The sequence below is a fragment of the Asticcacaulis solisilvae genome (assembly GCF_052327315.1).
Classification (GTDB): domain Bacteria; phylum Pseudomonadota; class Alphaproteobacteria; order Caulobacterales; family Caulobacteraceae; genus Asticcacaulis; species Asticcacaulis solisilvae_B.
Window position 1 is genome coordinate 194,821 of sequence record NZ_CP166197.1, and the last position, 12,915, is coordinate 207,735.

Annotated in this window: 13 protein-coding genes; 12 read left to right on the forward strand and 1 reads right to left on the reverse strand. The window is 66.4% G+C overall.

Features of this window, described 5'->3' with window-relative positions:
* The first annotated feature begins 1 nt into the window (after position 1).
* From AB8717_RS20155 to AB8717_RS20185, 7 genes are read left to right on the forward strand one after another with little or no spacing between them, the layout of a single operon-like run.
* Positions 2-913, forward strand: coding sequence for an arginase family protein (locus AB8717_RS20155; RefSeq protein WP_443751314.1), 912 nt, complete (start codon positions 2-4; stop codon positions 911-913).
* Positions 910-1,248: a permease gene (locus AB8717_RS20160; RefSeq protein ID WP_443751315.1), complete on the forward strand. Its 339-nt coding sequence runs from the start codon at positions 910-912 to the stop codon at positions 1,246-1,248. Before AB8717_RS20155 ends, AB8717_RS20160 begins: the two co-directional genes overlap by 4 nt.
* Positions 1,245-2,063 carry an alpha/beta hydrolase gene (locus AB8717_RS20165; RefSeq protein WP_443751316.1) on the forward strand — a complete coding sequence of 273 codons (819 nt, stop codon included), beginning with the start codon at positions 1,245-1,247 and terminating at the stop codon, positions 2,061-2,063. Before AB8717_RS20160 ends, AB8717_RS20165 begins: the two co-directional genes overlap by 4 nt.
* Complete coding sequence (locus AB8717_RS20170) at positions 2,056-3,156, forward strand: GNAT family N-acetyltransferase (protein WP_443751317.1); 1,101 nt, start codon at positions 2,056-2,058, stop codon at positions 3,154-3,156. The genes AB8717_RS20165 and AB8717_RS20170 overlap by 8 nt, the downstream gene beginning before the upstream one ends.
* Positions 3,153-3,542 carry a hypothetical protein gene (locus tag AB8717_RS20175; RefSeq protein ID WP_443751318.1) on the forward strand — a complete coding sequence of 130 codons (390 nt, stop codon included), beginning with the start codon at positions 3,153-3,155 and terminating at the stop codon, positions 3,540-3,542. The genes AB8717_RS20170 and AB8717_RS20175 overlap by 4 nt, the downstream gene beginning before the upstream one ends.
* On the forward strand, positions 3,539-4,372 hold the full coding sequence (locus AB8717_RS20180) for a MipA/OmpV family protein (protein WP_443751319.1): 834 nt from the start codon (positions 3,539-3,541) through the stop codon (positions 4,370-4,372). Before AB8717_RS20175 ends, AB8717_RS20180 begins: the two co-directional genes overlap by 4 nt.
* Positions 4,369-5,271 (forward strand): fatty acid desaturase family protein, encoded by a 903-nt coding sequence (locus AB8717_RS20185; RefSeq protein WP_443751320.1) that lies wholly within the window; start codon positions 4,369-4,371, stop codon positions 5,269-5,271. The genes AB8717_RS20180 and AB8717_RS20185 overlap by 4 nt, the downstream gene beginning before the upstream one ends.
* Before the next feature lie 2 nt (positions 5,272-5,273).
* Here AB8717_RS20185 and AB8717_RS20190 read toward each other — a convergent pair whose 3' ends face one another.
* Positions 5,274-5,987: a MucR family transcriptional regulator gene (locus AB8717_RS20190; protein ID WP_443751321.1), complete on the reverse strand. Its 714-nt coding sequence runs from the start codon at positions 5,985-5,987 to the stop codon at positions 5,274-5,276.
* A gap of 70 nt (positions 5,988-6,057) precedes the next feature.
* On the opposite strand from AB8717_RS20190, the gene AB8717_RS20195 reads away from it, so the two are divergent.
* The 5 genes from AB8717_RS20195 to AB8717_RS20215 all read left to right on the forward strand — a co-directional run bounded on the left by AB8717_RS20195 (position 6,058) and on the right by AB8717_RS20215 (position 12,886).
* Positions 6,058-7,182 carry a carbohydrate porin gene (locus AB8717_RS20195; protein ID WP_443751322.1) on the forward strand — a complete coding sequence of 375 codons (1,125 nt, stop codon included), beginning with the start codon at positions 6,058-6,060 and terminating at the stop codon, positions 7,180-7,182.
* A gap of 118 nt (positions 7,183-7,300) precedes the next feature.
* Positions 7,301-7,705 carry a hypothetical protein gene (locus AB8717_RS20200; protein ID WP_443751323.1) on the forward strand — a complete coding sequence of 135 codons (405 nt, stop codon included), beginning with the start codon at positions 7,301-7,303 and terminating at the stop codon, positions 7,703-7,705.
* Between the two features lie 132 nt (positions 7,706-7,837).
* Positions 7,838-10,510, forward strand: coding sequence for a family 78 glycoside hydrolase catalytic domain (locus AB8717_RS20205; protein ID WP_443751324.1), 2,673 nt, complete (start codon positions 7,838-7,840; stop codon positions 10,508-10,510).
* Positions 10,511-10,520: 10 nt separating this feature from the next.
* Positions 10,521-11,789 carry an MFS transporter gene (locus AB8717_RS20210; RefSeq protein ID WP_443751325.1) on the forward strand — a complete coding sequence of 423 codons (1,269 nt, stop codon included), beginning with the start codon at positions 10,521-10,523 and terminating at the stop codon, positions 11,787-11,789.
* A complete protein-coding gene (locus tag AB8717_RS20215; RefSeq protein WP_443751326.1) occupies positions 11,786-12,886 on the forward strand; it encodes a sialidase family protein in 1,101 nt (366 codons plus the stop codon). The genes AB8717_RS20210 and AB8717_RS20215 overlap by 4 nt, the downstream gene beginning before the upstream one ends.
* The last annotated feature ends 29 nt before the right edge of the window (positions 12,887-12,915 follow it).

Here is a 12,915-nt window from a genome sequence, read left to right on the forward strand (position 1 = left end):
CATGTCCACGCTGATCCTCGATCTCGACAACGCCTTCGACCTGCAGCCGGACCTGGTGTCCGGCGCCGGCCGCATCGGCGCGCGCGATCTGGGACCTGCATTGAGACTATGGTCGCGGCCGGCGGCGCTCGACGCGCTCGAAACCCGCATCCGCGAGGCCATGGCGGACAGCGGACCGACCCTGGTCTTCGCCGGTTCGGGCGACTTCCACCACGTATCGGCTTTGTTGATCCGCCGGGCGGCCGAGATGTCGCCGGAACGCGGCATGACGGTCCTGCACGTCGACAATCACCCGGACTGGGTCCGCTTTTCGCCCGGCATGCATTGCGGCAGCTGGGCCGCCAGGGTCGCGCGCTTTTCCGGCGTGCGCCAGGTCATTTCGGTTGCCATGTGCAGCCCGGATATGGAGGACAGCGCCCGTAAGGGCGCCGACCTCAGTGTTGTGCGCGAGGGGCTTCTCACCCCGTTTCCCCTCCGCGCAGGCGCCAAGGAAGAGTGCGTCGTCGCCGGCCGTCGCATTCCCACAATTGAGACGTTGGGTGACGCACTCTTCCTTGAGCTCGTCGATCGCATGATCGGCACGGACGACCTTTACATCACCATCGACAAGGACGTTCTTTCGCCGCTGGACGCGGTCACCAACTGGGACCAGGGCGATCTTCGCCTCGACCGGCTGATCCTGTGGCTGTCGACCCTGACGGACGGCCGGCGCTTGCGCGGCGCCGATATCGTCGGCGACGCCAGCCCGCCGACCTACGGTCCCGGGCTGTTTTCCGCCCTGCTGAAGCGGGTCGAAGCCGGCCTCGACCAGCCGTCGCGTATCCGCCTCGATGCCGAGAGCATCGGTATAAACGCCGCCGCCAACCGGCGCTTGCGCGACTGCCTGCTGCCCCATATCCGGAGGGCGGCATGATCGCGTTTGCCCTGCTGGGCCTGTGCGTCGTCGCCGAGACGCTGCTGGAGCTGTGCTACAAGCGCGCCGCCGACGCCGGCAATGGTGTCGCTGGGGCGCTTATGCATCCCCTGACGTGGCTGGGCATCGGCCTGTGGGCGGTCCAGGCCGTGGCGTGGATATTCACCTTGCGTGTCCTGCCGCTGGCCATCGCCTATCCGGTCAACTGCCTGACCTATGTCACGGTGCCTTTGGCCGGCTGGCTGGTCCTGCGTGAAAAGCTGTCGCCGCGCCAGCTGTGGGCCTCGGTGCTGATCGCCTCGGGCGTGGCGCTGATCGCCGGGAGGACGGCATGAACATGATGTCCGCGGAGGGTAGGGCGAGCAGCAGCGGGCGCGACCTTGTCATCCTGGTCCACGGACTGACCGGCGCGCCGGGCGAGATGCGATATATCGCCAAGAAGCTGACCCTCCAGGGTTTCGACGTAGAGGTGCCCATGCTGGCCGGGCACGGCAAGGGCTATCCCGAGGTCATCGCCACCGGCTGGCGCGACTGGCTGGACAGCCTGGTCCGTGTCTACGACGAAAAGGCGCGGGATTACGACCGCGTGCACGTCGCCGGCATCTGCGTCGGCGGGCTGCTGGGCTTCATGCTGGCGCAGGTTCGCCCGATCGCCAGCTGTACCGTCTATGCGCCCTTGTTCGCCTTCGACGGCTGGGCCATGCGCGCGCATTACGCCCTCGTGCCCTACACCTGGCCCCTGATGCACCTGCCGATCGCCCGATCGCACATCGTCAAGGAAAGCCATCCCTTCGGCCTGAAGGATGAGCGCCTGCGCGAGCTTGCGGCGACGTCGCAGGAGGCGCTGATCCCCGGGGCGCTCGATGGCATGCCGTACAAGAGCATCGCCGACACCTACTGTCTGGGGCAGGCCGTGCTCAAGGTCGCGCCGCGCAACCGGACCCCGCTGACCATCGTGCACGCCCGTGACGATGAGGTGTGCAACCTGTCCAATGCCTACCGCCTGCGTGCGGCGGCCGGCGGCCAGGTTCGCGTCGTCGTGCTCGAGGACAGCTACCACATGATCCATGTCGACCAGGAACGCGGCAAGGTCGTCGCCGCGACGCTGGACGCCATCCGTGCGGCCATCCCGGAACCCGCCCGTGCTTGAGGCGCGCGTCCACGATTCGGTGACCGACATCGCGCCCGAAGACTGGAATCGATGCTTCGGGGACGCGCTGGAGGATCACGCCTATCATCTGGCGGTCGAGCGTGCGGGCCTGCCGGGCTTTCGCTTTTTCTATGTGACAGTCGCCGAAGCGGGCAGGGTGGTGGGCGCCGTTCCGGCGTTTCTGACGCCCTACGATCTTGAAACAACGCTCGACCATCCCGGCCTGCGCAAGGCGATCGTCCAGATGAAGCAGGGCGCGCCCTGGTTCCTGCGTGCGTCGCTGGCGGCGCTGGGTTCGCCGTGCACCGAGATGGCCATGCTGGGCATCGCCGATCCGCCGCAGGCGCGGCCCATCGCGGCCTTGCTGCTCGACGCGTTCCTGGAGGCGGCCCGGGCGCGCGGCGGCGCGCTGATGGCCGTCAAGGACCTGGCCGAGACCGACCGGCCACTATGGCAGCCGCTGCTGGCCGGGCGGGGCTTCGGCGTCGTATCGGGCTTGCCGGTGGCGCGCCTGCCGATCGATTTCACCACCCTGGACGATTACCTGGCGCGCCTGTCGCATGCAACGCGCAAGGACATGCGGCGCAAGCTGCGGGGCCGGAACGGCGTCGAACTTAAGCGGGTCACGACGCTCGACGGGTTCGAAGACGCCGTCATGGCGCTCTATCGTGCGACGCGCGCCCGCGCCGAAATGGTGCTGGAGGACCTGACGCCGGATTATTTCCGCGCCGTGCTGGAGGGCAAGCCGGGCCGCGCCTTTTGCGCCCTGTATCTGAAAGACGGCGAGCTTCTGGCCGCCAACCTGCTGTTGCACGACGGTACGACCCTGATTGACAAGGTCTTCGTGATGGGGGAGGCCGGCCGGGCGCACAACCTCTATTTCGTGTCATGGTTCGACAATGTCGCCTGGTGCCTGGACAACGGCCTGCAGGTCTTCCAGGCCGGGCAGGCGGCCTATGCCAACAAGCTGCGGCTGGGCTGCCGCCTGCTGCGCACCGACATGGCCTTCACCCATCGCAACGCGGTCGTGTCCCAGGTGCTGAAGGTCCTGTCGCCGATGTTCGCGGCCGATCCCGTGATGGAGGTGGCATGACCCCGGCTCGCCCGCGCAAATGGCCGCTGTTTCCGCTGCTCATTGCCCAGCCTTTGTGCGTCGCCGTATACCAGTACCTGGCCAAGGCGCTGGGCACGGGGCTCGGCCAGGGCACACCCGTGGACCTGGCTATACGGCTCGGCACGTCTCCGCTGTTCTGGACGCTGATCGCCGTCGAAGGGCTTGGGCTGGTCGTCTGGCTCGCCATCCTTCACCGGCTCGACCTGGCGCGGGCCTTTCCGCTGACAGCCATCAGCTACTGCATGGTCCTTGGAATAAGCCTCTTCGTCTTTCACGAAAAAATCGACGTGGCGACACTGGGCGGTTCGGTGCTGATCCTGGCGGGCATCGGTCTTCTGGCCAGCGGCGAGAGGACTGAGGCATGATCTGGTTGCAGGACACCGCGCCGGCGGCGCCCATGGGGCCGGTTCCGGCCGAAACGTCCGCCGCCCCCAGCAGCACCTGGGCCTTCATGCGCCAGTCGCTGTCGTGGAACACGATCGACGCGGCCGTGCCCCATGGGCTGAGCGGCGACCTGGGCGTCATCCTGCGCCGCCGGCCCGAGCATATCGGCGCCGACAAGCCGACGGTCGAGCTTTATCCCATCGTCGAGCTCAAGGTCGGCGACCGCTGGCAGATCAGCCTGGATGACGGGATAAAATGGACCGCCGCCCATGTCGGCCACTGGCGCGTCGGACCCGTGCTGGAATACCGGGAGTCGTTCCGCGACGAATTGCCGCCCGGCGCGCACCGCATGCCCGACGCCTTCGAGTTCGGCGGTTTTTCGCTGTGGCAGACGAAGCTCGGCGATATCGAGGTCCGCCTGCGCCACGCGCTCAACGCGTATCAAGGCTGGTCGGGCGACCTGTCCTACGACGCCGGCGCGCGGCTTAATCCGACGACGGCAATCGGGGTGGAACTGCGCGGATCGTGGGCCGACGCCAACTTCTCGGACGACTATTTCGGGCTGAAGCCGCGCCATGCCGACACGATCGGCCTGCCGCGCGTGCTCAAGAATAACTATTTCACCTTCGGCACCGAGGTGACGCTCGGCCACAAGATCGGCGACCGGACGACCGTCTTCGTCCAGGCCAGCGCCGATCGCATCGATGGTGAGGAATGGCGCAGCCCTATCCTCAAGTCGCGCAACATCTACATCCTGAGCATCGGCATGGCGCGCCACTTCGGCGCCCGCGACGCGGAGAGCCTGCTGTGAAGGACAAAAGCCGGATATTCGCCGTCAGCGCCTGGGACGCCGTACCCGCGGCCCTGGCGCTGCTGCAATTCCTGCTGATCGTGGCCTTTGCCTGCCTGTGGTGGCACATGACCTGGCCTGAGCGCATCATAGGCCTTGTCGTCTATGCCTTCAGCGTCGGCTGGAACCTGAATTCGGTGGCGCACAACTTCATCCACAATCCGTTCTTTACCGCAAGCTGGGCCAATCGCATGGTGGCCTACCTGATCTCGTGGAGCCTGATCACGCCGCAGACCATGTACCACTACGTCCACCTGTGGCATCACGCCGGCAATGCCGACTATCCCGACGAAGACGGGCACACGGTCGATCCGCTGTCGATCTATCAGTTCGGCGCCGACCGCAAGCCCGAGCCCCTGTGGTCCTACGTCTTCCTGCAATTCTTCCGCGACGACGACCCATTCGCCCTGGCCGCCAGGATCCGCAGCCGCCGGCCGGCAGATGCCCGCCGCGCCATGAACGAGTTCTGGAGCATGCTGGCCGTCTGGAGCGTCTTCCTGGTCGTCGCCTGGCCCTTCGCAATTTTAGGAATTATCGCCAGCTATCTCGGCCAGTGCCTGTCCAATCTTTCCGGATATTATGAACATTTAGGCGGCAATCCGGATGAGCCGATCGCCTGGGGGGTGTCGACCTATGCGCCGGTCTACAATTTCGTCTTCCTGAACAACGGCTATCACGCCGAGCATCACTATCGTCCGAAACAGCACTGGACGCGCATGAAGACCTTGCGCCGTTCGATCGCGGCGGAGCAGGCGGACAAGGGCGTCTTCATCATCCGCACGGCGCATATCCTGGGCTTCCTCGAGCCGCGGACCTGGGGCTTTCCCGTCGCGGCGCGGCCGAAGCCGAAGCGCAAATGAGGTCAGCCGGTTGCGATCTTGCGCCAGGCATTGCGCAGCGTGGACGACTTCACGCCGGTGATCGCGGAGATCTGCGTCCAGGTCAGGCCGCTGTTGCGCAGCCGCGCGATGGTCTCGCGATAGAGCGAGCCTGTGCGGCGGGTGCGGGCCTGGACCGACAGTGGCTGGGACTGGCGCACGCGATCGTAGCGCGCCTTCAGCGGCGGATGCTTGGCGATGTATTTGAAAAAGGTCTGGGCGGACGGCATGTCGGCTTCGCGGCCTACATCCGACACGCTGCGGCCGCTTTCGACGCGGTGCAGGAATTCGGCGAAGTCCTGCGGCCGCCACTGTTCGCGGCGGCTGCGGTTGCGCAGCAGCTTTTCGATATCGGCCTGGCGGACGGCCGAACAGGCCGGACGGCGTTCGCCCGTATTCTGGAAGCGGTCGCGGACTTCCTCGGCATCGGGGGCGGCGATCGCGCCGCGTTCATACAGTGCCAGCATGCGCTCGCGCGACGTCTGGCAGAACCGCTGACCGGCCAGGCCGTAGCTGAAGGGGATGCCGAATTGCAGGCGATAGTCGTCGGCGCTCAGGCTGTGACGGGCCCGCAGGTGCGGCGACAGCACGGTCAGGCGGCGGCCGCAGATAAGGCACTCGATCGTGTCGGAGCCAAGATAATCGAGAATTTCGGCCTTGGTTTGAAAAGGACGCGGGATGCCATCGGTACCATTCATGCGTACACGGTAGATTTTTTTCCTGACGCGAGGCTGATGCGGTATGCGTAACGGGGGCCGGGAGGCGATGATGCGACATTTACGATGGCTGTGGATCGTGGCGGCACTCGCCGCGCCGGAGGCTGCGCGGGCGGGATCGACGACCTACGACGCCGTGCTTACGACCGACGTGGCGGATGTCACGGCGGGCGGCGTCAAGCCGGGTGCCAACGTGCTGGCCAATCTCGATCTCACAGCCGTATGGAAGGGCGGCGACGGCTGGGAAGCGCATGGCTATGTGCTGGGCGATTTCGGCGGCGGGCTGTCGCAACGGCGGGTCGGCGACATCCAGGGCGTCGACAATATCGACGCCGTGCCGGCGTGGCGGCTGTTCGAAGCCTACGTCAAGAAGACCTATGCCGGCGGGCACCTGATCTCCAGCTTCGGGCTGATGAACCTCAACGGCGTCTTCGACGTGCAGAAATACGCCCGGCTGTTCCTCAATTCGTCGCACGGCATCGGGCCGGAATTCGCCCAGACCGGGCCGTCGATCTTCCCGATCAGCGGGCTGGGGACGATGACCAGCTGGATCATCGACGACAGGACCACGTTCAAGTTCGGGCTCTTCGACGGGGTGCCGGGCGATCCCGCCCATCCCAAGGCCTTTGTCAGCCTGAAACTGTCGCAAAAGGAAGGCGCCAACTACATCGTCGAATACAAGCGCACCTTCGCCGGCGGTTATTTCAAGCTCGACCACTGGGGCTATACGGCGGCCTATCCTAGGCTGGACGGACAGGGCGTGTCGCGCGGCAATGCCGGCACCTACGGACAGCTCGGTTTTACCCTGGCGGGGCAGCCCGACGACGCGGCGCACGCCATCAAGGGTTGGCTGCGCCTGGGGCAGGCCAACGGCGCCCTGAACGCCGTCGACAGCTATCGCGGGCTGGGCGTCTACGGGCCCGGCTGGGCGAAGGCCGGCGGCGATCAGATGGGCTTTGCCATCGCGCAGGTGCGCTTCAGCGCGCCGTACCGGCAGCAGACGCCGGGGCAGGCGCGGTACGAGACCGATTATGAGCTCAGCTATTCCCGGCCCGTGACGCCGGCCATCACTTTGCAGCCTGATGTCCAGCTGGTAGTCCATCCCGGCGCCCGGCCGGACGTAAAGACCGCCAGTGTCTTCATGCTGCGCTCGGTCGTCGATTTCGCGGCGCTTTAAAGAGGTGGGGACCTGCGCCAATCTCGGCCCGCAGGTGAAACCGGATGACGCCGGGCACTCGGGGTGGCTCAATTCCTGCATGGGGCCGCACGTGTATGGGCCCGGAAGGAATCGAATCGTGAAGTACGGAATACTTTGTCTGGCTGCGGCGGCCCTGTCGGCCGGCGCAATGGCGCCTCAGGCGTACGCGTTTTCGCAAGACAATACGCAACATTACTGGGCCTGCGCCAACAGCGCCGACTGGCTGACGCGGCATTCGACGGCCTATCTCAATGCCAGTACGCCCCGCCGTGAGCAGATCATGAACCAGGGCGGCGATGCCGCTGCCGGGGCGACGCGCGCCCTGTGCCGCGACCTGTTTCTCAAAACCGGCCAGGACACGGTAACGCTCGAACGGCGTTGCGACAGCCAGATCGCCGACAACCAGCGCCGCTTCGGCGACGCCGTGGCCGAACATAATCGCCGCCTGAACGCCTTCTGCGCCGCCGCCCTTAATGCCGGACACGCCGCCGCCCGCTCATAGGCCGGCTGTCCACGGACTGCAAAATCCTGTTGGAATCCGCCGAAGTCTGTCGTTTGATAGGCGAAGGCAGCAGAGGCCATAAGGCCCACCGGAGGACGTATGGCAGGAACCGGCATCAGCCGGCGGGAGATTGTGGGCGCAGCGTCTGCCGCCGGGCTGCTGGCGGCTCTGCCGGCGGCCGGTAAGGCAGCGACCGCGACTGCGGGCGACCTGCGGGTGGAATGGCTGACCGGTCCCGTTGGCATCGATAGTCTGCAACCGCGTTTTCGCTGGGTGCTGACGGCGCCCCAAGGCGCGCGGGATGTGCAGCCTGGGCCGGTCCGCGTGATCGTCGCCAGCAGCGAGGCCTTTCTGAAAACCCGCCGGGGCGATATCTGGGACAGCGGCCTTGTCACCGGCAGCGCCCTGACCGTCACACCGCCGGCGCCGTTGAACCTCGCCTCGCATACGCCCTATTATTGGGCCGTGGCGACGGAAGAGGGGGCCGCACAATGGAGCGAACCGTCACAATGGGTAACCGGTGTCATCGACGGATGGCGAGGCCGATGGATCGCGGCCAAACCCGACCCCGTGCAAACGCCGCACGTTCGCGGCCAGACCATGGCGCTGGCAGCGCCCGAAGACACCGTCCTGCCGATCTTCCGCACGGACTTCATGGCGGAGGCTGTCACGCGCGCCGTGGTTTCGATCGCGGGGCTTGGCCATTTCGAACTGACGGTCAACGGCCAGCCGGTGACGGACAGCCTGCTCGATCCGGGCTGGACCGAATACGACCGCACGGTCTTCTACTGCACCTACGATGTGACGCGGTGGGTGCGGGCCGGCGGCAACCGCCTGGGTGTCCGTCTCGGCAATGGCATGTACAACACCGAGCGCGTCCCGGGCCGCAAGACCAAGTTCAGCCAGAGCTATGGCGCGCCGAAGTTCAGCCTGCACATGACGCTGTTCATGGCCGACGGATCGGTCCGTCACGTGATCAGCGACGAGAGCTGGCAGGCGACGGAAGGCCCCATCCTGTTTTCGTCGATCTACGGCGGCGAGGACGTCGATGCCCGCCGTGAGCGCCCGGGCTGGGACACGGTCGCCGACAGCAACACAGACGGCTGGCGTGCGGCGCTTGAAGCACCGGCGCCGAAAGGGCAGCTCAAGGCCCAGCCGATTCCGCCGGTCCGCCAGCACCGGCGCTTCGACCCGGTGAAAATCACCGAACCGAAGCCGGGCGTCTTCGTCTATGACCTCGGCGAAAACTTCGCAGGCCGGCCGGACATGGTGGTGCGCGGCCCGGCGGGCGCAAAGGTCCGCCTGCGGCCGTGCGAGACCCTGGCCGAGGACGGCACGGTCTGGCAGCGCAGCTTCAATGCAGGGCCGGAAAAAGGCTGGGTCGAATGGAACTACATCCTGGCGGGGCAGGGCGATGAAAGCTTCGTGCCGCGCTTCAGCTACCACGGGTTCCGCTATCTGCAAGTTGAGCCGGGTGAAGCCGAGATCGTGTCGATCGCGGGACAGTTCTGCTACGCGGATCTTACGCAAGCGGGCCGCTTCGATTGCAGCGACCCGCTGTTCGTGCGCATCCATAAGCTGATCGAGCGGGCGGTGCTGAGCAACAGCTACAGCGTGCTCACCGATTGCCCGCACCGCGAAAAGCTGGGCTGGCTGGAGCAGAGCCACCTCAATGCCCTGACAGTGTTTTACAACCGCGACGCCATAACACTTTACGAAAAGATGGCGCGCGACATCGCCGATACGCAAAAGGCCGACGGCATGGTGCCGGGCATCGCGCCGGAATATGTGCAGTTCCTGAACCCGGACGGCAGTGACGCCGACGCGCGCAATTCGCCGGAATGGGGCGGGGCGGTCGTGCTGGCGCCGTGGGCGGCCTACCGGCAATATGGCGATTCCCGGATCCTGCGTGACGCGTGGCCGGCGATGCAGCGCTATGCTGGCTATCTGGCCTCGCGCGCCCGGGGCCATATCCTCGATTTCGGCCTGGGCGACTGGTACGACTATGCGCCCGACGGCAAGCTTGGGCCGTCGCAACTGACCAGCCGGGCGCTCAGCGGCACGGCGACCTACTTTCAGGTGCTTGACACCCTGGCCAGGGTCGCACACGTGCTGGGGCAGCCGGGAGACGATTATCGTCTTTGCGCCGCCGAGGTACGCAGCGCCTTCAATGCCCGCTTCTTCAACCCCGGCGCCGGCAGCTACGACCGGGGCAGCCAGACCGCCAACGCCATGCCGCTGGCGCTCGGCATGGTGCCGGACGGACAAGGCAGCCGCGTCCTCGACGCGCTGGTCCGCGCTGTCCGCGCCAGCCGGAACGGTGTGACGGCGGGTGATGTCGGCTTCCACTACGTCGTGCGTGCGCTGACGGAAAACGGCCGCGACGACGTGCTGTCCGACATGATGTCGGTGACCGACAGGCCCAGCTACGGCTACATGCTGGCCAGGGGCGCGACCGCACTGACCGAGGCCTGGAACGCCGATCCGACCAAGTCGCTCAACCACTTCATGCTCGGGCACGCGGAAGGCTGGCTGTTCGGCGCGGTCGGTGGCATCCGGGTCGATTTCGCCGACGCCGACGGCCGCGTCATCACCGTGGCGCCGCGGCCGGTCGGCACGCTCAACCATGCCGATGTCTCGCACCGCACGGTTTTCGGCGATGTCAGGAGCCGGTGGCGGCGCAAGGGCGGCCGGATCGAAATGGACGTTGACATTCCGCCGGGCGCCCTGGCGCGTATCGTCGTACCGGGCGGAAAGGTCTCGCTGGTGGGATCCGGACGCCATCTTTTTACAGGCAGGGGCTAGGATATTGAAGGTGCGTTCGCTTACTCAGGTCCAGCGCCTGTCGCTGCTGTTGCTGGTCGTCACCGGCGTGCTCAACTATCTCGACCGCAGCGCCCTGTCGGTGACCAATGCCGCCATCCGCCAGGACATGGGCCTGTCGCTGGGCCATATGGGCTTGTTGCTGTCGGCATTTTCGTGGAGCTATGCCCTGGCGCAGCTGCCCATAGGCGGCCTGATCGACCGCTATCGCCCCCGGCTGATGCTGACCTTCGGGATCGTCTTCTGGTCGGTGGCACAGGCCCTGTGCGGCCGGGTCAACAGCCTGGCTTCGTTCCTCGGGGCGCGCATCCTTCTCGGCATCGGCGAGTCGCCGCAGTTTCCCACGGCCGCGCGCGTGGTCAGCGACTGGTTTCCGCTTGAGAAGCGGGGCTTTCCGACGGGCGTTTTCAATTCGGCGTCGCCGCTGGGCACGGCGATCGCGCCGCCGGTCCTGAGCCTCATGCTGGTCACCTGGGGATGGCGGGCCGTCTTCGTGGCGCTGGGCATCGCCGGCCTGTTCGTCGCCGTCCTGTGGTGGTCGGCCTACCGTAATCCGGATCAGGTGCGCCTGAGCGACGAAGCGCGCGCGGTCATCGCCCGGCCCGAACCGGCGCCAAAGGCGTCCGGAGGCCTCAAGACCTGGGGCCGGCTTTTCCGGCATGGCACGACCTGGGGCATGATCTTCGGCTTTTTCGGCTCGGTCTATCTCAACTGGCTCTACCTGACCTGGCTGCCCAACTACCTGCAGATGGCGCGCGGCATGGACACGATCCATTCCGGCTTCGCGGCTTTCGTGCCGTTCTTCTGCGGCTTCATCGGCTGCCTGGTCGCGGGGGGACTGTCGGACCGGCTGGTCAGGCTGACCGGTTCCACGGTGAAGGGGCGCAAATACCTGACGATCGGGGCCATGTTCGGTATGGCGGCCTTCACCGTGCCGGCCGCGCTGGTGCACAGCAACCTGCTGGCGCTCATCTGCATCTCGGCCGTCATCTTCCTGGCCAATGTCGCCTCCACCGGATCGTGGGCGCTGGTCTCGGCTGTCGCGCCGCCCCAACAGGTCGCCTCGCTCGGCGCCGTGCAGAATTTCGGCGGCTATATCGGCGGCGCCCTGGCGCCGGTCGTTACCGGTTATATAGTACAGTGGACGGGCAGTTTCGTACCGGCCCTGCTGGTCGGGGCCGCCGCCGCCAGCCTGTCCGCGCTCGTCTATCTGTTCGGCGTGCGCAAGCCGATTGTTCCCTCAGCGGAGATCCAGTCATGAGACGCCTGTTCCTGAAATCCGCTGCCCTTGGCCTGTTCGCCCTGGCCGCGCCGCCGTCGCGCGCCGCGCCGAAGACACCTGCGGGCAAAGATCCGGTGCTGCACAAGGGCAATATCTATGAGACCGCGCCCTATATCGAATGCCACGCCTCGACCATTGTCGAGACCCGCGCCAGGACAATCGCGGCGGCCTGGTTCGGCGGCACCAGGGAGCGCAACCCCGACGTCTGCATCTGGTTTGCCCGCATGGAAGGCGGCCGGTGGCAGCCGCAAACGCAGGTCGCCGACGGCGTCCAGCCGGACGGCACGCGCTATCCGACCTGGAACCCGGCCCTGTTCCAGGATCCGGACGGCGACCTGGTGCTGTTCTACAAGGTTGGCCCCAGTCCACAGGCGTGGTGGGGCATGTGCATCCGCTCGGCCGACGACGGCCGCACCTGGTCGAAGCCGGAACGCCTGGCGGACGGCATATTGGGGCCGATCAAGAACAAGCCGGTCCGCTTGCCGGACGGAACCTGGCTGTCCCCGTCCAGCACCGAGGCGGCGGAGGGCATGACCGGTGCGTCCAACGTCGCCTGGCAGCTGCATTTCGAGCGCTCCGCCGACAAGGGCCGTACCTGGGCGCGGACGGAAAACGTGCCGTCGAAAGTATCGATCGAGGCTATCCAGCCGAGCATCCTCTTCCATAAGGAAGGCCGCCTGCAGGTCGTGGCGCGCTCGCGCCAGGGTGTCGTGGCATCGAGCTGGTCGAAGGACAACGGCCTGACCTGGAGCGGCATCGGCGCCGTCGACCTGCCCAATCCCAATTCGGGCATAGACGCCGTGACGCTGCACGACGGGCGGCAGCTGATCGTCTACAACCACAGCGCCCACCGCCCGGACGAGCCGGGCAAGGGCGACCGCTGGCCGCTCAATATCGGCCTGTCGGAGGACGGCGTACACTGGCGCAACGTGCTGACGCTCGAGGACGAGGCGCTTACCGAAGGCTATGCCTATCCGGCGGTCATCCAGGCGTCGGACGGCCGGCTCCACATCACCTATACGCGCGGACGCCGCCATATCACCCACGTGGTCGTTGATCCGCAAGGGCTTGTCTGACGGTTGCCGGAATCATCCGTCCGGGCAGG